The sequence below is a fragment of the Citricoccus alkalitolerans genome, assembly GCF_039528175.1.
Taxonomy (GTDB): domain Bacteria; phylum Actinomycetota; class Actinomycetes; order Actinomycetales; family Micrococcaceae; genus Citricoccus; species Citricoccus alkalitolerans.
This window is the reverse complement of the sequence record NZ_BAAALH010000002.1, coordinates 1,122,207-1,140,175: the sequence shown is the minus strand read 5'-3', so window position 1 is coordinate 1,140,175 and position 17,969 is coordinate 1,122,207. Positions and strand designations below refer to the sequence as shown.

18 protein-coding genes and 1 riboswitch are annotated in these 17,969 nt (G+C 69.0%); of the genes, 12 read left to right on the top strand and 6 right to left on the bottom strand.

What is annotated here, in order from left to right:
- Window positions 1-366 (bottom strand): alpha-hydroxy-acid oxidizing protein (locus ABD134_RS11065; RefSeq protein ID WP_344229437.1); only part of this gene is annotated, 366 nt, incomplete at its 3' end.
- 39 nt (window positions 367-405) lie between these two features.
- Complete coding sequence (locus ABD134_RS11060; protein ID WP_344229435.1) at window positions 406-1,515, bottom strand: glutathione S-transferase family protein; 1,110 nt, start codon at window positions 1,513-1,515, stop codon at window positions 406-408.
- Window positions 1,516-1,526: 11 nt separating this feature from the next.
- Here ABD134_RS11060 and ABD134_RS11055 point away from each other — a divergent pair, with 11 nt between their 5' ends.
- From ABD134_RS11055 to ABD134_RS11045, 3 genes are all read left to right on the top strand, one after another.
- Window positions 1,527-2,399 carry an MBL fold metallo-hydrolase gene (locus ABD134_RS11055; protein ID WP_344229433.1) on the top strand — a complete coding sequence of 291 codons (873 nt, stop codon included), beginning with the start codon at window positions 1,527-1,529 and terminating at the stop codon, window positions 2,397-2,399.
- A gap of 171 nt (window positions 2,400-2,570) precedes the next feature.
- Window positions 2,571-3,413 carry an SDR family NAD(P)-dependent oxidoreductase gene (locus tag ABD134_RS11050; protein WP_344229431.1) on the top strand — a complete coding sequence of 281 codons (843 nt, stop codon included), beginning with the start codon at window positions 2,571-2,573 and terminating at the stop codon, window positions 3,411-3,413.
- Window positions 3,414-3,440: 27 nt separating this feature from the next.
- The gene (locus ABD134_RS11045; RefSeq protein ID WP_344229429.1) at window positions 3,441-3,980 is read left to right on the top strand and encodes a universal stress protein; all 540 of its coding nucleotides are present in this window, start codon (window positions 3,441-3,443) and stop codon (window positions 3,978-3,980) included.
- 111 nt (window positions 3,981-4,091) lie between these two features.
- Here ABD134_RS11045 and ABD134_RS11040 read toward each other — a convergent pair whose 3' ends face one another.
- Complete coding sequence (locus tag ABD134_RS11040; protein WP_344229427.1) at window positions 4,092-5,732, bottom strand: mechanosensitive ion channel family protein; 1,641 nt, start codon at window positions 5,730-5,732, stop codon at window positions 4,092-4,094.
- A 103-nt stretch (window positions 5,733-5,835) separates the two neighbouring features.
- On the opposite strand from ABD134_RS11040, the gene hisD reads away from it, so the two are divergent.
- The 7 genes from hisD (at window position 5,836) to ABD134_RS11005 (ending at window position 11,912) form a co-directional block, all read left to right on the top strand.
- The gene (gene hisD / locus ABD134_RS11035; protein ID WP_344229425.1) at window positions 5,836-7,143 is read left to right on the top strand and encodes a histidinol dehydrogenase; all 1,308 of its coding nucleotides are present in this window, start codon (window positions 5,836-5,838) and stop codon (window positions 7,141-7,143) included.
- A gap of 130 nt (window positions 7,144-7,273) precedes the next feature.
- Window positions 7,274-7,393, top strand: a riboswitch (SAM riboswitch).
- 73 nt (window positions 7,394-7,466) lie between these two features.
- Window positions 7,467-8,024 carry a flavin reductase family protein gene (locus ABD134_RS11030; RefSeq protein ID WP_344229424.1) on the top strand — a complete coding sequence of 186 codons (558 nt, stop codon included), beginning with the start codon at window positions 7,467-7,469 and terminating at the stop codon, window positions 8,022-8,024.
- 96 nt (window positions 8,025-8,120) lie between these two features.
- Window positions 8,121-8,594 carry an RNA-binding S4 domain-containing protein gene (locus ABD134_RS11025; protein WP_344229423.1) on the top strand — a complete coding sequence of 158 codons (474 nt, stop codon included), beginning with the start codon at window positions 8,121-8,123 and terminating at the stop codon, window positions 8,592-8,594.
- A gap of 250 nt (window positions 8,595-8,844) precedes the next feature.
- The gene (locus ABD134_RS11020; RefSeq protein ID WP_115932123.1) at window positions 8,845-9,048 is read left to right on the top strand and encodes a cold-shock protein; all 204 of its coding nucleotides are present in this window, start codon (window positions 8,845-8,847) and stop codon (window positions 9,046-9,048) included.
- A 127-nt stretch (window positions 9,049-9,175) separates the two neighbouring features.
- On the top strand, window positions 9,176-10,180 hold the full coding sequence (locus ABD134_RS11015) for an aldo/keto reductase family protein (protein ID WP_344229421.1): 1,005 nt from the start codon (window positions 9,176-9,178) through the stop codon (window positions 10,178-10,180).
- A gap of 224 nt (window positions 10,181-10,404) precedes the next feature.
- Window positions 10,405-11,529 (top strand): Ig-like domain-containing protein, encoded by a 1,125-nt coding sequence (locus ABD134_RS11010; RefSeq protein WP_344229419.1) that lies wholly within the window; start codon window positions 10,405-10,407, stop codon window positions 11,527-11,529.
- Window positions 11,530-11,600: 71 nt separating this feature from the next.
- On the top strand, window positions 11,601-11,912 hold the full coding sequence (locus tag ABD134_RS11005; RefSeq protein ID WP_344229417.1) for a hypothetical protein: 312 nt from the start codon (window positions 11,601-11,603) through the stop codon (window positions 11,910-11,912).
- Window positions 11,913-11,957: 45 nt separating this feature from the next.
- Here ABD134_RS11005 and ABD134_RS11000 read toward each other — a convergent pair whose 3' ends face one another.
- The gene (locus ABD134_RS11000; RefSeq protein ID WP_344229415.1) at window positions 11,958-13,292 is read right to left on the bottom strand and encodes an MFS transporter; all 1,335 of its coding nucleotides are present in this window, start codon (window positions 13,290-13,292) and stop codon (window positions 11,958-11,960) included.
- Window positions 13,293-13,410: 118 nt separating this feature from the next.
- Between ABD134_RS11000 and ABD134_RS10995 the strand changes: the two genes are divergently transcribed.
- Entirely contained in the window at window positions 13,411-14,652 is a 1,242-nt protein-coding gene (locus ABD134_RS10995; RefSeq protein WP_344229413.1) for an MFS transporter, read from the top strand.
- 84 nt (window positions 14,653-14,736) lie between these two features.
- On the opposite strand, the gene ABD134_RS10990 is transcribed toward ABD134_RS10995, so the two are convergent.
- Together ABD134_RS10990 and ABD134_RS10985 are read right to left on the bottom strand one after the other, a co-directional pair.
- Complete coding sequence (locus tag ABD134_RS10990; RefSeq protein WP_344229411.1) at window positions 14,737-15,975, bottom strand: MFS transporter; 1,239 nt, start codon at window positions 15,973-15,975, stop codon at window positions 14,737-14,739.
- The gene (locus tag ABD134_RS10985) at window positions 15,972-16,730 is read right to left on the bottom strand and encodes an IclR family transcriptional regulator (RefSeq protein ID WP_344229409.1); all 759 of its coding nucleotides are present in this window, start codon (window positions 16,728-16,730) and stop codon (window positions 15,972-15,974) included. Before ABD134_RS10985 ends, ABD134_RS10990 begins: the two co-directional genes overlap by 4 nt.
- Window positions 16,731-16,884: 154 nt before the next feature.
- Between ABD134_RS10985 and ABD134_RS10980 the strand changes: the two genes are divergently transcribed.
- Window positions 16,885-17,940, top strand: coding sequence for an ABC transporter substrate-binding protein (locus tag ABD134_RS10980; protein WP_344229407.1), 1,056 nt, complete (start codon window positions 16,885-16,887; stop codon window positions 17,938-17,940).
- Window positions 17,941-17,969: the final 29 nt, after the last annotated feature.

The following is a 17,969-nucleotide window of genomic DNA, read 5'->3' as shown; positions in this document are numbered from 1 at the left end:
CGCTCCCCCGTCCTCACCCTCCGCGTGCATGAACCGGGTGAATCCCGTCGGGGCGACGCCGAAGGGCAACGCCGAGGTAACCCCGGCGATCGGCGTGCTCAGGTCCGCCGCGGCGGTGCCGTGCAGGATCCGTGGCAGCAGCTCCGTGGAGGCGAAGGCCTCCCGCGTGCGCCGGGCCGTCAGCTCCTGGCCGGCAGCACCGTCCACGTAGTCGAAGGCCGGGCGCGGGGTGCGCCGCAACGCGATGGTCCGCAAATCATCGATGTCCGCGGCGCGGGCCAGTCGGGCGGCCCGCCGGTCCAGGCTGGGACGGCCGAACTGCATCAGGGGACGCAGGTCCGCGATCCGGGGGAACTGCCGTCTCATCAGGTCCTTCCACTCAGGCTCAGTATTCAGGCCGGGAATTCAGGCCGGGTACATCGGGTTGTGGCCTGCGGCCACCCGCTCGGACTCGCGCACCGGGCCGGGCGCGGTCCCCTGCCCGAACGGCGAGCCGCCGAGCCCCTCGCGCCCATGGTCGGTGAGCCAGCCGCTCAGGTCCGGGCCCTGCGGCACGATCCCGGTCGGGTTGATGTCCCGGTGCACTTCGTAGTAATGGCTCTTGATCTGTATGAAGTCGATCGTGTCCCCGAAGCCGGGCGTCTGGAACAGGTCCCGGGCATACCCCCATAGCGCGGGCATCTCGTCCAGCTTGTTGCGGTTGCACTTGAAGTGACCGTGGTAGACGGGGTCGAAGCGGGCGAGCGTGGTGAAGAGCCGCACGTCGGCCTCGGTGATGGAGTCCCCCATCAGGTACCGCTGGCGGGTCAGCCGCTCCTCGAGCCAGTCCAGGGCGGTCCAGAGACGGTCGTAGGCGGAGTCGTAGGCCTCCTGGGAGCCGGCGAACCCACAGCGGTACACGCCGTTGTTGACCTCGGTGAAGATGCGGGTGACCACTTCACGCATCTCCGGCAGCTTCTCCTGCGGCAGCAGGTCCGGTGCCCCCTCGCGGTGGTACCTCTTCCATTGGGTGGAGAAGTCGAGGGTCATCTGCGGATAGTCGTTGGTCACCACGGCGCCGGTGGGGATGTCCACGATCGCGGGCACGGTGATGCCGCGCGGGTAGCCGGGGAAGCGCTGGAAGTAGTTCTCCTGGAGGCGCTCGGTGCCCAGGACGGGATCCTTGCCGCCGGGATCCAGGTCGAAGGTCCAGGACCGCTCATCATGGGTGGGGCCCGGAGTGCCGAGGGAGAGGACGTCCTCCAGGCCCAGGAGGCGGCGCACGATGATGGCGCGATTAGCCCACGGGCAGGCCCGGGCGGCCACCAGGCGGTAGCGGCCTGGTTCCACCGGCCACGCCTCGGCGCCGTCGGTCAGTCCGCCGCGCGCCCGGCCGATCTTGTCCCCGGCGACCCGCGGAGCGGCCAGTGCGGCGGCCGGATCAGCGACGATCCGGTCCTGGATGTAGTTGGTGTCCCGGGTGAATTCCTGCCCGGCCATCACGTAGCTGCCCTGTCGGTTCTCGTTCTGGTCCATACACTGAGCCTATGGCCTCCACCTCACCGCTCCCAGCACCCCTGCCGGAGCAGCCGCCGGCATCCACACCCCCGCTCGCGGACTCGCACCTGACGGCGTCCGTGCTGGCGGACAACCCCTCGGGCATGACACTGGAGGGCACCAACACCTATCTGGTCGGGGATCCTGATGCCGAGACCGTGGTCGTGGTGGACCCAGGTCCGGTGGAGGGCGCCGAGCAGCACCTGGAGGCCGTGCTCGAGGCCGCCGGCGGCCGCCGGGTCGAGTTGATCCTCGTGACCCATCACCATGGTGACCACACCGGCGCCGTGGACCTCTTCGCCGCGCGGACCGGAGCCCCGGTGCGCGGCGGTTCCCCCGACTGGTCGCGCGGCGCGGCACCCCTGGTGCCGGGCGAGCGGATCCCGGCGGCCGGCGTCGTGATCACCGCCTGGCACACGCCCGGTCACACCTCGGATTCCTTCTCGTTCGCCCTGCCCGACGACGGCGCGGCCGGCTCGGTACTGACCGGGGACACGGTGCTGGGCCGGGGAACGACGGTGATCGACCACCCGGACGGCACGCTCGCGGACTACCTTCGTTCGCTGGAGACCCTGATCGCCCTCGGGGACGCCACGGTGCTGCCGGCCCACGGTCCGGTCCTGCCGTCCATGGCCCAGGTTGGGACGATCTACCGCAACCACCGCCAGCAGCGCCTGGACCAGGCCCGTCAGGCCCTGGGCTCCCTGGATGAGGGACAGCGGAACGCCTCCTCGATCGACGAGCTCGCCCGGCTGCTCTCCCACACCGTGTACCCGGACATCGACGAACGCGTGCGACCCGCCGCCGTCAAGTCCCTGTCCGCCCAGTTGGCCTATCTGGAGGAGGCATCTGACGAGGGCTGACATCGGCCGCTGCCGAGAGTTTCCAGACTGTGACCTCCCGCGCCGCCAAGCTGCCCTCATTCGGGGTGCACGCGCGAATATCATGGGAGGCGGAGGGTCCAGCTCCTCCATCCCCCACCTCCCGAGTACTTTTCGGCAGTCGGACGACAGTCATGAAGCAAGGCGGACCACGTGGCAGAACAACTCGATGAACGCGCACTCCAGCAGGACGAACTCGTCCCGCCCGGAACCTCGTCCCGGGGCACGGGCCAGACGATCCTGATCACCGGCGCCACCGCCGGGCTCGGGGCGGAATTCGCCCGGCAACTCGCCGGCCAGGGCCACCACCTCGTGATCACGTCCCGCAACCCGCTCCAGCTGGTTGCCAAGGCCCAGGGCCTCGAGGCCCAGTACGGCATCAGCGTGGAGACCCTCACCACGGACCTGTCCACCGCGGAAGGCGTCGAGGTGGTGGCCGCACGGTTGCGCCAGCGTGAGCAGCCCATCACCATGCTCGTGAACAATGCCGGTTCCGGCCTGGCCACCGAGTTCCACGAGAGCGAGCCGGAGGACGAACTGGCGATGCTCAAGCTGCTGGTCGAGGCGCCGATGCTGCTCTCCCACTCCGCCATCCAGGCCTTCCTCGCCCGAGGTGGCGGCCGGATCATCAACGTGTCCTCCGTAGCCGGCTTCCTCCCGGAGGGCAGCTACGGCGCCGCGAAGGCCTGGTCCATCAGCTTCAGTCGATGGGCCAACACCCGCTACAAGCCTGACGGTGTGACCATCACGGCACTGTGCCCGGGTCCGGTGCGGACCGAGTTCCACACCCGGGCCGGCATCGACACCTCGAAGAAGCCCAAGTGGGCATGGATGGACGCCGAGGACGTGGTCCGTGAGGGCCTGACCGCTGCCGCCGAGGGCAGGAGTGTGTGCATCCCCTCCCGCCGGTATCGTTCCCTCATGACGGCCGCCCGCTTCAGCCCCGACTCCGTGGTGGAGTGGTTCAGCCGGATCGAGCCCAAGGCGGGAAAATAGCCCCGGATGACGAGAGGAGTACCGACCATGACCATTCTCGTCGGTTACACGGCCAGCAAGGAATCGAAGGCGGCCCTCGAGGAGGCCATCCGGATCGCCCGGTCGACCCAGGAGAACCTGCTCGTGGTCAACGCGGGACCCGGCGGAGAGCACAAGCACGACTCCATGGTCACCGAGGACCAACAGCTGGAATTGCAGACCCTCCTGGACTCCACCGGCCTGTCCGCCGAGTTCCGCCAGTACGCCCGTGGCCGCTCGACGGTGGACGAGATCAAGGACGTGGCGGACGAGGTCCAGCCCTCCGTCGTGGTGATCGGCCTCAAGCGCCGTGGCACCTTCGGCCGGTTCGTCATGGGTTCCGTCTCGGACGGTCTGCTCAAGGAGCTCGACCAGCCCGTGCTCTGTGTCAAGGAGAACCCCGCCAAGCCCTCCGGCATGGTCCGCGGTGAGCCGTCCCAGGACATCACCGCCGCCCCGGAGCCGCGGGCCCTCGAGGAGGCCCCGGACATCGCCGAAGCCCCGGACGGCCCCGACACCGCCAGGACGGACACCGGCCCGCGCCACTAGCCAGGCGGTTCGATCAAGGCCACGCCGCGGGCCAGGGCCACCGACTATCGGGCCGACACCATGGTCAGCGGCGATGGCGCCGACGTGCAGCGGCTGCGCACCGTGGTGGCCCTATAGCCGCGGGCTCTCATCACCGCGTTCCGCGCCCTCGGCGTCAACACCTTCAGCGGGATCAGCCTCGGGATCAACAGCCTCTGGGTCAGCGGCTTCGGCGGCCTTCTCCTTGCGTTCAGCGAAGGCGGCCTCGCCCGGGCCGGCGAACTCGCGGTTTCGTTCCACCGCGGTGATGGAGCCGGTGAACACCGTGGAATCGTCGCTGGACCGGGTCAGAGGAGTGGAGCCCGTGACGGCCGCGGTGGCTCCGGTGGTTGGCTGCTGGCCCGTGACTGGATTGACCTGCGGCAGTCGGCTGGTCGGGGTCCGCGGATGGAACGCGGAAGCATCATCCGCCGCTCCACCGGACCCGCCGCCGTCGTGATCCTGTTCCGCCGGCACCCCCGTGCCCGTCTCGACTGCGCCGGAACTGGACCCGGGTTCGGCGCCGACGGGCGCCAGGGAAGGCGCGTGCGCGGGCATCTCGGCGAAGCGCTGCGCGTAGATCGCCTCGGGATGCTCGCTGCGCAGGAAGTTGACGAGGTCCTCCCGGACGAGGCAGCGCAGGTCCCACAGGTCGCCGGCATTGCGGGCGGAGACCGCCACCCAGAGCTTCACGGTGCCACCCAGGGCCTCGCTCACCTGGATGGTGCTGTCCTTGCCGTCCCACAGTTCGGTGGACCCCAGCAGTGCCTTGAGGCGTTCCCGGGTGGCGTCCACCGGAACCCGCCAATCCACGTCGATCTCCACCGTCCCGGACAGGGCGGACCCGGTGCGGGTCCAGTTCTCGAACGGGGTGGTGGTGAAGTGACTGGAGGGGTAGATCACCCGGCGGCCGTCCCAGATCTTGACCACCACGTAGGACAGGGTGATGTCCTCGATGGTGCCGTAGACCCCATCCGCGGTCACCACGTCTCCCACGCGGATCGCATCGGTGAACGCCAGCTGGATGCCGGCGAACACGTTGGTCAGGGTGGACTGCACGGCGAGGCCGGCCACCACGGAGATCACGCCGGCCGAGGCCAGCAGGCCGGCACCCACGGCGCGGACCTGCGGGATGGTCAGCAGGACGATGGACACGGCGATGACAATGACGGCGGCCTGGATCACGCGCCGCAGCAACACGGTCTGGGTGCGGATCTTGCGGTCTCGGCGGTCGTCCACCCCTTCCGAGGCGTACTTGCCGAGCAACCGCTCCTCGACGATCCGCACCACGCGCAGCGCGAGCCAGGCGAGGGAGCCGATGATGCCGGCCATCAGCAGGAAGTTCGCGCCACTGAACCACGCATACGTGGAAGCGGTGAGTCCGAGCGCGATCCGTACGGCCAGCAGCACGGCGGCGACCGCCACCGGGACCCGGCATCGGGCAACCTGATTGCGCAGCTGCGGCTTGCGGCGCAGCAGGGCGCTGACCAGCAGCCAGGCAACCACCAGCACGGCCAGCGCGAACGCCACGGAGATCGCCACGGTGGAGAGCATCCCCCAGAACGGTCCGAGCGAGTCGACGGCCCCTTCGGCCCCCTCGCGCACGCTGTCCTGCACGTTCTCCGGGGATCCGCTCGGCTCGGCGCTCGGCTCGGAGTCCAGCCCCGCCCCGGAGGCGAGGATGGTGGCGGGCGGGGCGGTGAACAGATCGGTGAAGAAGGACGAACTCGGCATGGCCCCAGTCTGTCATCTGGTTCTCAGTCGTTGCTGAACGGGGGGAGAATGGACACTGGACCACCGGAACCAGCCGATCCCTCGGAATCACAGGAGCCATCCCATGCTTGCCACCACGGACCTGCGCGGCCGCACCTACGATCCCGCCACGGTGCTCCCCCGCGCCGAGATCGACGTGGCCGCCGCCGTGCCGACAGTGATGCCCATCCTGGACCGGGTGCGCACCGAGGGGTCCCGAGCCGTGCTGGATCTGGGCGAGCAGTTCGACGGGATCCGGCCGCCGTCGTTGGCGGTGCCGGCCGAGAAGCTCACCGAGGCGCTCGAGTCGCTGGACCCAGAGGTCCGCACCGCCCTCGAGGAGTCCATCGACCGCGCCCGCAAGGTGCATGCCGCCCAGGTCCCCGCGGGGTCCGAGGTGGAGCTCGGGGAGGGGGCCGTCGTCGAGAACCGCTGGGTCCCGGTGAACCGGGTGGGCCTCTACGTCCCGGGCGGCCGTGCCGTCTACCCCTCCTCCGTGGTGATGAATGTGGTCCCGGCCCAGGCCGCCGGCGTCGCCTCGCTCGCGGTCGCCTCCCCGCCGCAGAAGGACTTCGGAGGCCTGCCGCACCCAGTCATCCTCGCGGCCTGCGCCCTGCTCGGCGTGGACGAGGTCTACGCCGCGGGCGGCGCCCAGGCGGTGGCCATGTTCGCCTACGGGGTGGCGGACGACGACGGCACTCGCGTGTGTGCCCCCGTGGACATGGTCACGGGGCCGGGCAACATCTTCGTGGCCGCCGCCAAGCGCGCCCTGCTCGGCACCATCGGCATCGACGCGGAGGCCGGGCCGACCGAGATCGCCGTGCTGGCGGACGGCACCGCCGATGCCCGGTGGGTGGCCGCTGACCTCATCAGCCAGGCCGAGCACGACCCCATGGCGGGCTCGGTGCTCATCACCACGTCACCCGAGCTGGCCCGCGACGTGGCGGCCGAGATCGAGCGGCAGGTTCCGGGCAGCCTCCACGAGCAGCAGATCCGTCAGGCCCTGGGCGGCCCGCAATCCGGGATCCTGCTGGTGGGAACCCTGGGCGAGGCGCTGGCCGTGGCGGATGCCTATGCCGCCGAGCACCTCGAGGTCCACACCGTGAACCCCCTGCAGACGGCTCGCCGGGTGACCAACGCCGGCGCCGTGTTCGTGGGACCGCACTCGCCCGTGCCGTTGGGCGACTATTCCTCCGGGTCCAACCACGTGCTGCCCACCGGTGGTTCCGCCCGCTACTCCTCCGGCTTGAACACGGTGAGCTTCCTGCGCCTGCAGCAACTCATCCGCTACACGGAGACGGGGTTGAAGGAACTGGACACCAAGATCGCCGCCCTGTCCACGGCGGAGGGGCTGCCGGCCCACGGTGAGGCCGTCTCCCTGCGCTTCCGCTGACCTGCTTCTCCACGGCCGCCGCACCCCCGGGATGGGAGGCGGGTGCGGGCGAGCGGCGATGGTCACGGGGGTTCATAGTCCGAGAAACCCTTTGACCGTTCCGGACGTCCGTCGTTAGTCTGGAACCCAGAATCACGAGTTCCCGCTGTTACAGCCCTGGCTTGCGGGACGGCAACCCTCTTCACGCAGTAGTGGGGTGCTCCAGGTGAGGATTCGGCCTACCGGATGCCCCGGCAGGCAAGTACCGCGTTTCTGCTGGTGCCGATCGGGAGCCTCCCGTGGCGTGCCGCCGTGCAGATGCGCCTTCGGACGGAGGACCCACCATGACCGCCCTGGCTACCCACGAGCTGCAGCAGACCACCAACCTCGGCAGTGACCTCGATCGAGACCTGTCCGTTCAGACCCTTCGCTCGGCCTTCTCCCACTTCCCCTCCGGCGTGGCCGCGCTTGCCGGAGTCGCCAACGGCGTGAAGGAGGGCCTCGTGGCCTCGTCCTTCACCGTCGGGGTGTCCCTGGAGCCCGCCCTGGTCTCTTTCGCCGTCCAGAACACCTCCCGCACCTGGCCCCGGCTGAAGCGGGCCGAGCGGATCGGGATCTCCATCCTCGGCGAGGACCACACCGATGTCTGCCGTCAGTTGGCCTCCAAGGAGGGGGACCGTTTCGCCGGACTGGACATCCGGTCCACGGATGAGGGCGCGATCTTCCTGGACGGCGCCGCCCTGTGGCTGGACACCACCGTCTACTCCGAGCTGCCTGCCGGTGACCACACCATGGTCCTGCTGGAGGTGCACGGCGTGCACGATCACTCCGCAGAGCACGAGCCGATCGTGTTCCACCGCTCGGCTTTCCGCAACCTGCGCACCGCCGAGGGCAACCAGTAGCCCTGTTCCTCGTTTTGCGGGCAGAGAAGAGTACTGTTCTCTGCCCGCAAAGTGTTCCTCGGGGCCGGCACCCGGTCCGGAGGTAGGATTTCCGGCATGCCTTCCGCTACCCCGTCCGCGCGGCGTCCCGGCTCGGGCGCAGGCGCGGGCACGACGCCGGCCGGCCCGGTCCGCCTGGATGCCTGGCTCTGGGGCGTACGCATGTATAAGACCCGTTCGGCCGCCACCACCGCGTGCCGGGCCGGTCACGTCCGCCTCAACGGGCAGCCGGCCAAGGCTGCCCAACCGGTCAAGCCGGGCGACACCATCCGGTTGCGTCTGCCGGGCCGCGAGCGGATCCTGGAGGTCACCGGCCTGGTAGCCAAGCGGGTCGGAGCTCCCGAGGCAGTCCGGCACTACCTCGACCACTCCCCCGAGCCCGTGCCCCGGGAACTGCTGGCCGTGCCCCATCGAGACCGGGGCGCAGGCCGGCCCACCAAGCGAGACCGGCGCCAGCTGGACCGCCTCCGTGGCCGTGACGCCCCAGAACCCGGTATTGACCGTCTTGACCGCGGCCTCGATCTCGAATGACGTCCGGGACCGCGGCGACTGACTCAGGTGAACACCGGGAAAAGAATGCGCACCGAGGAAATTGAGGGCTTCAGTTCCGCGGCATCTCCCGTATTATGTGTCTCAGAAGTAGTAGTAGCAGTAAGTCCGTCACCACTGCGGACCGGTTGGCCCTCTGGCCGCTCGGGGCGTTGTAGGAAGCGGTTTCGCACACGCCGCTTCGCCCCCGTCGGAAGACCGATGGGTTTACAACCTCAGGAAAGGGCCCATCATGGCTACCGGTACCGTCAAGTGGTTCAACGCAGAGAAGGGCTACGGCTTCATCTCCCCGGACGATCAGTCCGCTGACATCTTCGTTCACTTCTCCGCCATCGAGGGCAATGGCTTCCGCGAACTGCAGGAAGACCAGAAGGTCGAGTTCGAGTCCCAGCAGGGCCCCAAGGGCATGCAGGCTGCGGCAGTCCGCCCGCTCTGATCGAGTACGCCTGAACCCTTCAGGCAGCAGAATGGTCACCATCCCCTCGGGGACGGTGGCCATTTTGCTATGACCAACGCGCCATGTCAGCGCACCACTTCACCGGAATCCGGTCTAGGGTACAACCATGAAATTTCGTTACCTGGGCCACAGCGGGCTCAAGATCTCAGAGATCATCTACGGCAACTGGCTCACCCACGGCTCCCAGGTCGAGAACGAGACGGCCCATGCCTGTGTGAAGGAGGCCCTGGCACAGGGCATCACCAGTTTTGACACGGCGGACACCTACGCGAACACCAAGGCCGAGAGCGTCCTGGGTGAGGCGCTGAAGAACGAACGCCGCGAGTCCCTTGAGGTGTTCACCAAGGTCTATTGGCCCACCGGCCCCAAGGGCCACAATGACACCGGCCTCTCCCGCAAACACATCATGGAGTCCATCAACGGATCCCTGCAGCGCCTGGACATGGACTACGTGGACCTCTACCAGGCCCACCGCTTCGACGTGGAGACCCCGCTGGAGGAGACCATGCAGGCATTCGCGGACATCGTCCGCGCCGGCAAGGCCCTCTACATCGGCGTCTCCGAATGGCCGGCGGACAAGATCCGCGAGGCCCACGCCATGGCCGCCCAGCTCGGATTCCAGCTCATCTCCAGCCAGCCCCAGTACTCCATGCTGTGGCGCGTCATCGAAGCCGAGGTCGTCCCGGCCTGCGAGGACCTCGGACTGTCCCAGATCGTCTGGTCCCCCATGGCCGGTGGCATCCTCACCGGAAAGTATCTGCCCGGCCAGCAGGCTCCGGAAGGATCCCGCGGTGCGGATGAGAAGGGCGGAGCGCGTTCGATGGCCAGCAAGATGACGGACGAGGTCCTCACCGCCGTCCAGAAGCTGCGCCCGATCGCGGACGGGCTCGGCGCCACCATGGGCCAGCTCGCCATCGCCTGGGTACTGTCCAACCCCAACGTCGCCGGCGCTCTGGTCGGAGCCTCCCGCCCCGAGCAGATCGTCGAGAACGTCAAAGCCCTGGACCTCACCCTGGACCAGGCGACCCTCGGAGCCATCGACGCGGCCATCGGCCATGTCGTCACGGATGACCCCTCACTCGTGTCCGTCCCGGAAGGCCGCCCCGCCTGACCTCGTAGTGGCATGACCCACGCAGACTGTGACACTTCCGTGATGTGGACATCCGCAAAGATCACGGTATGATCACAGTCAGCCGGTGTTGCCCGTTCTGCTCGACGGGGCGGGCAACACGGGGTCAGATGCCAACCGACGGGGGCCGGAGCATGACCACCAGGGTAGGACGCTCTCCTGACCACGCCTCCACGAGTCGAGCACTCCCGCTCCTCGGACGCTCCGTGGCCACCACCGCGGGCATCCTCATGGTGCTGGCCGGCCTGGTCGGAACCGCCCGGGCCAGCCCGATGCCCTCGCCCAGCGACTCCCTGGGTCCCACACAGTCTGCGACCCCGGCCCCCTCGCCGCCCGGGTCCTCGTCTTCCCCGTCTCCCTCCCCCTCCCCCGGTGGCAATCAGCCTCCCGAGATCGACTGTCCCGGTCTCGTCACCCAAACCGGAGACACCGAGTCCGTGCGTATACATGTCCTCGACCCGGACGGGGACACCGTCACCCTGAGCGCGGGGACATCCTGGCTCGGCGGCGAGGCCTCGGTCGAGGGTCACGTGGTGACGTACACGGCTCCCACCGACACCCATGGCAACGACGGCCTCACCGTCACCGCGGACGATGGCCGGGGCGGTACATCAGAGTGCGAGATCTCGATCCTGGTGCAGGCCGGGCCGAGCCCCACTCCGACCCCCACTCCCACGCCCACCCCGACGGGCCCGAGTCCCACGCCTGATCCCACGACGTCCGCCCCGCAGCCCAGCCCGGAGCCGACTGGCGGGTCGGACACCCCGAGCCGGGCTCCGACGTCGGCCCCCACGGCCGGCCCATCTCAGAACCCGACCACGCCAGGCGGCTCGACCCCGACCACCGGTGCGCCCGCCCCAGCACCCGGCCTCGGCAACAGCCAAGGCGGCAACGGAGGTGGCGGGACCGGCGGCGAGGGTTCCGGGCCGAGTGGATCTGCTCCCGGCGATGCGGGCGGCAACGGTGGCCCGGACGGCCAGACACCGGATACCACCGGATCGCCCTCCGCAACGGCGCCCGAGACGCCGAGCGCACAGAAGCTCAGCAACATCATCAGGGACACCACCCTTGCCTGCCCGGCCCAGGTCGTGGCGGATGCCGAGAGGCTCGTCGAGGGCCTCTCCGCCGGCATGACGTCACACCCCGGTGGCGGGAACTTCCCCAGCGGTGATGCCAGCGAGGGCACTGACAGTGCGGAGTCCGTGGCCGCTGCCGAGCGGACTGCTCACACCGGGTCCACTCCGTGGCTGTTCGCCGGGGTGGGCTTCATGATGATCGTCCTCACTGCCCTGGCCCTGGCAGCCCTGCCCCGCGACGGCCGTCGGCACTAGACTGACCGGACGATGCGGCCGTTCGGACGGATTGTCCCTCGGAGGGCCGCCCGAGATTCAGGAGGTTCGAGTTGGCCCGCTACGAAGACGATCTGGAACAGCAATTCATCGAAGAACCCGAGAACGACCTGGAGCAGCCCGCTGACGGCCGCGACGGGACCACGGACCACGGCTCCTCTGATGACCCGGATTCACTGGATGCGATCGACCCGCTGCGCCGGGACACCTTCCTGCTGGACGGAGACGAGGACTACAACGGCGTCCCGGACTATCAGGAGGGCAGTTCCGACGACTCCGGCGGCGCGGCCGAGCCGGATGAGGACTCCGAGTGGGCCGGCTGGGATGACGAGGAGGACGAGGAAGGCTCAGACGTCACAGTCTAGAACCTTTCGACTCGGCTCCTGTTGGCGCTCCTATTGGTGCTCCTGCTAGCGCTTCCGGCCGGAGACCAGTCGCTCCGTGCCGGAAGCGGCCAGGATCAGGCAGGCGCACCAGATGCCACCGGCAGGCCCGAGGGGTGCGGCGGCCAGGCCGGCCACCACCGGCATTGCCACCTGTCCCACACGGTTGCCGACCAGCCGGAACGCCAATGCGGGCCCGCGCCAGGTCGGTGGCACCGCCTGGGACACCAAGGACATGGTCAGCGGCTGCCCGATGCCGAGGGCGAAGCCGCCGACGGCCATGAGCACCACCGCCAGCCAGACGGCATGCCATCCTTCCAATGCCGGTGGCACGAATCCCAAGGCCACGGCAGATGCCAACAGGGACACGAGCACCAGGTGGTGCCGCTCCCACCGACCGGACATCCAGGGCAACACGATCCTGGACAGGAACGAGGCTCCCCCGCGGACCGCCAGGAGGATGCCGACCCAGAACGGTGAGACCCCGGCCGCTTCGCCGACCAGCGGCATGAACGCCGTGAGGATGTCCAGCATCGCCAACAGGGCCAGGGACGCCATCATGTGCGAGGGGATCCCGGGGACCCGCCAGATCGCCAGCATCGTGGGCTTTCCCGGGCCTGCAGCACCCGCAGCACCCGCACCCAAGGCAGTCTCGGTGGCCGACGCCGGCCCCGCCGGCCCGCTGTTCCCGTCCCCCAATCCATGGGGCCGGTCCCCGGGCTCCTCCGTGGGCTCCGCGGGCAGGCGCCGGGAGCGGCGGCCCCCGTCAGCCCGCATGAGGTACATCACCGGCACGGCGAGCAAAGAACAGACCGCACCGAGCCACAGCGCCCCGTCGATGCGCCCGTCGAACTCCGCACTGTGGCTGGCTTCGCCGAGAGTGGCGTTGCCGAGGATCAACCCCGAGATCAACGGTCCGGACATCTGTCCCACGGAGAAGGCGGCAGTGAACCACCCGAACGCCGCGTCCATGTTCTCCGGGGCGGCTCGCCGGCCGATCACGGTCTGGCCCGCAATGGTGAACAGCAGATGGCCCATGCCGAGCACCGCCGAGGACACCATCAGCACGGCGATGGTGGAGCCGAAGGCCAAGCCGACGCCGCCCAGCCCCAGCACCAACGCCCCGAGGGCGATCATGCCGCGCAGGGTGGGCAGCCGGCTACTGAGCCGTCCCAGGGACATCGCGAACACCAACGGGAGGATGGCATAGGCAGCGGTGGCCAAGCCGACCGTCGCCTCGCCGGCGCCCAGGGCCAACAGCTTGTAGCTGGTGACGGGCCGCAACAGGTTCAGGGCGGTCTGCGTGAGGACGGCTGCGGCGATCATGACCCAGAGCCAGGTCAGGTTTCCGCGGTTTGCCATGATCTCCAGAGTAGTCCTCACTCCACTCCGGTCCGGCCTCCTGGCCCCGGACTAGAATGACGACGGCCCTGCCCTCGCCGGGCCCCTCCCCCCACACCTTGGAAAGCCGGTCCCTTTCGTGTCCTCCGCATCCAGCGTCCCGCAGCCCCCGCGGCTGTTGTGGAGCCGGAATTTCGTCCTGGCCGCCGTGACCAACTTGTTCTTGGCCATGGTGTTCTACCTGCTGGTGACGGCGATGGCCCTCTACGCTGTGAACGAGTTCCAGGCGACGGACATGCTGTCCGGCCTGGCGGTCAGCGCCTTCGTACTGGGCGCCGTGGTGTCCCGCCTGGTCACCGGCCAGGCCATGGAGATCATCGGGCGCAAGAGGGTCCTCGTCGCGAGCCTGGCGCTCTTCCTCGTCGCCTCGGCCCTGTACCTGATGGCCGATGACCTTGGCCTGTTGATCACCGTCCGCCTGATCCACGGGCTGGCGTTCGGCGGCGCCAGCACGGTGTTGGCCACCGCGGTCCAGGGGATGATCCCGCCGCGGCGCCGCAGTGAGGGCACCGGTTGGTTCGGCACGTCCACCACGGTGGGCACCGCCTTGGGACCGTTGCTGGCCTTCCAGCTCACGGATAGGTTCGGCTTCGACTCACTGTTCTACCTGTGCACGGCCTTCTCGGTCTGCGGCCTGGTGGCCGGCTTGGTGGTGCGCCTGCCGCGGGCCCAACATCACCAGCAGGGCCAGCAGAACCAGCAGAAAAGCCTCCGACCGCGATTCTCCCTGCGTGGGGTGATCTCACTGCCGGCCCTGCCGGTGTCCCTCGTGATGCTCATGGCCGGCCTGGCATACTCCGGGGTGCTGGCCTTCCTCAACGGCTATGCCCAGGAACAGGGCATCAGTTCCACGATTGCCAGTGCCTACTTCATGGTCTACGCCATGGTCCTCGTCCTCTCGCGCTTCGTGGTGGGGACCATGCAGGACCGGTACGGCGACAACTCCGTGATGTTCCCCCTGCTGACATGTCTCGTGAGCGGCATGGCGGTGCTGGCCCTCTGGCCGGCCAACGGCGGTTTCCTGGTGGCGGCCGCCTTGTGCGCCCTGGGCTTCGGGGCCCTGCTGACCTCGCTGCAGTCGGTGGCGGCCACCGTGGTGCCGCCCTTCCAGATCGGGGTGGCCACCTCCACGTACTTCCTGATGCTGGACATCGGCACCGGCCTGGGCCCGGTGGTGTTGGGCGCGCTGTTGCCGGCCACCGGGTTCTCCGGGATGTACCTGCTGCTGTCCGGGTTCCTCGTGCTGGCCATGGTGGTCTACTGGTTCGCCCACGGCCGCCGCCGTGCCGGCGGCGCAACAGCACCGAGCATGCCGCGGTGATGAGGGGCGCCACGAGGGCCGCGAAGATTCCCCACCTCGCCTCTGATACATCAGTAGTGCGTGGTCAAGCCGCCGAATGACTCTTCAGTCCCGGCGGGTAGTGCGGACCATGGCCACTGCCAGGCCGAACAGGATGGCATAGGCCACGCCGACCAGCACCCAGCCGAGCACGAATCCACCGGTCAGCTCCACGATCGCGCCCATCCCCACGGGGCCTACGGCGAAGCCCGCGTACATGCCCATGGTCGTGGTCCCGCTGGCCGCACCGATCCGGGTGGCGTCCACGGACTGCATGGTCCCCGCGTTGACGACCACGTTGGTGCCCAGCACTGTCAACCCGTGCAGGACGACCCCGGCCCAGAACAGGGCGGGCAGGTCCCACAGGGATGAGGTGACCATGCAGGCCATGCCGAGCAGGGCGCCGGAGGAGATCAGCAGCAGCAGCGTGCCCGGCCGGCGCCCGGCACCCAGGGCACGGCCCCAGTAGATGCGGCTGGCCACGCCCACCACGCCGGAGAGCCCGGCGGCGAACCCGCCGATGAGCAGACTGTAGCCGTGGTCCCGCACCGCGAAGAGCGGCAGGTACACGTTGGTGGCCTGGGTGCCCATGCCGGAGAAGAAGGCGACGGCGGCGAACAGCCAGACCTGGACCGGCAGGGAGGCCGTCGAACCGGATCGCCGCCGCCGGAACCGATCAGCGAGGACCGCCCGGACTGCCGCCCAGTCAGTGGGGTCTTCCGGTGGGATGTGGCGCAGCGACCACCACAGCAGCACCAGCACCCCCACGGCGGCGGCGAGCGCTGCACCGGACCAGCCGGCCCAGAGGGCCGCGGCCGGGAAGAGCAGACCGGCCACCAACTGGCTGGCCTGGACCCCGGACTGTTTGACCCCGATCCACCCGGACCGCTTGACGGCGGGCACGGACGAGTAGATGACGCGGTTGGTGGTCGGGTTGGCGATCACCTGGGCCGGCCCGACGAGGATGCACGCCACGATCAAGGTCCAGTACTGCGGGCCGAGGGCCGAGATCAGCAGCGCCAGCACGGTGCCGCCGTAGTTGAAGACCAGCTGGCTGCGGATGCTGAGGACGTCAGCGAGCCGCCCGATCACCATGGAGGAGACGGCGGCGCTGACGAACAACACCGTCACGAGGAGGCCGAACTGGCCGGCCGAGACGCCGAGTTCCTGGATCAACAGGTCCGAGGTCGCCGAGAGCCCGTAGTTGAGCAGCGGGCCCACGCCCATGGCGATGAGCAGGACGGTCAACAGCGCCGCGCCGGCCTTCGGCACCTCCGGTTGCGGTGCCGGCGTTGACTGGCTCAATCCATCCCTCGATTCCCTAGGGCCGTGGAGAACTCCGCGGCGGCCTGCTGGAGTTGGTCGATGAGGACCGACAGCCCGGCGTCTGGCAGCCGCTCCGTGGGGGCCACGACGGCCAGACCGGCCACGGTGCGGCCAGTGACATCCCGCAGTGGCACGGCGACGGCGGAGATCCCCTCCGTGCTCTCGCCACGGGACACCGCGTAGCCGGCCTGTCGGATTCTAGCCAGCATCCCCGCCAGGTCCGGCACGGTGTCCACGGTGTGGTCCGTCAACTTCTTCAGACCACCACCGAACATGCCGGCGACGTCGGCCGGGGCCAGATCTGCCAGCATCACCCGCCCTCCGGCCGTGCCGTACGCCGGCATCCGGGCGCCGATACGAGGAGAAGCACGGAGAACGTGGGCAGACTCGATGCCGTCGACGAACTCGACCTCGGAGCGGACCAGCACGGACAGGGAGACCGACTCCCCCGTGGCGGAGGCCAGGGACTCCATGGGGCGGTGCGCGGCCCGCCGGATCTCCCGGTTCTCCATCCCGCCACCGGCCAGGGAGAGCAGGGCGGCACCCGGCCGGTAGACGCGGCTGTAAGGGTCCTGGACCACATAGCCCCGCGAGGCCAGCGTGCCCAGGAGGCGGTGGGCGCTGGATGGGGCGATGCCGAGGTCCTCGGCGATCTCCCGCACGCGGACGCCGCCCTCAGCCATGACGCGATCCACCACTGTCAGCGCGTGGATCACCGACCTGATCTCCGTCATGGCATCCCTCGCCCTTCCGTGAAAGTTGTTCTTTACAGCAGAACATTTGGTCTAATCGTTCCGCCTGTCGCTATTGAATCCTACGCTTCTGGAAAGACCGGAGTCGCTACCCACCGCAACCTGTACAGCCACACCAGTACGAATGAGGAGTCCGATGAGAACCACCGCGAGGACATGGACGAGCACCCGGCGTCGTAGCCGCTGGCTGGCACCACTGCTGGCAGCACCCCTGCTGCTGACCGCCTGCGGCGATGGCGGCACCTCAGGCCAGGGGTCCGGTACCGGAACAGGGTCACCCACGGACGGCGCCGCTACAGGAACGGGTGGGGCGGCAGGCACCACGGAGGTCCGGGTGGCGGACACCGCCGGCATGCCCTCGGCCTTCCTCCAGTACGGGGTGAACGAGGGCTACTTCGAGGCGGAAGGCCTGGACGTCACAGTCGACGTGAGCATCGGTGGCGCCGCAGCCGTGCCTGCCGTGGTCAATGGAGAGACCCAGTTCGCCGGCTCCAACACCGTCAGTGCCATCCTGGCCGCCAGCAAGGGCCTCCCCATCACCATCGTGGCCGCCGGCACACGCACCATGGAGGCTCCTGAGGAGGACTTCGCCCGCATCGTGGCGTCCACCTCCAGCGGTGTCGAGGACGTCGAAGACCTGGAAGGCGCCACCATTGCGGTCAACACGCTGGAGAACATCAACGACGTGGTCATCATGACGCTGATGGAGGACGCCGGCGCGGACCGCACCCAGGTCAAGTTCGCCGAGATGGGCTTCTCAGACATGCTCCCGGCCCTGGCCAACGGGCAGGTCGACGCAGCGCTGCTGATCGAACCGTTCGTCACCATGGCCGTGGACCAGGGCGCCACGGAGGTCGCCAGCCCCTACGCCGAGTCCCGTCCGAACATGATGGTGGGCACCTACATGACCTCCGAGGAGTATGCCGCAGAGAACCCGGAGACGGTGGAGGCGTTCCAGCGGGGCCTCAGCGCCACCGGACAGGCCATCGCCGAGGATCCGGACGCCTTCCGTGAAGCCCTGCCCGAGGTCACCACGATCGAGCCCGACCTCGCCGGCCAGATCCACCTGCCCGCCTGGGATGCCTCGGTGGACCTGGAGACCCTGCAGTTCCTCAACGAGCGCATGGTCCGGTACGGACTGATCGACGAGGAGATCAACGTCGAGGACATCGTCACCGCGCCCACAGACTGAGCCACCCCGTCCATCCCGCCTGAGAGACC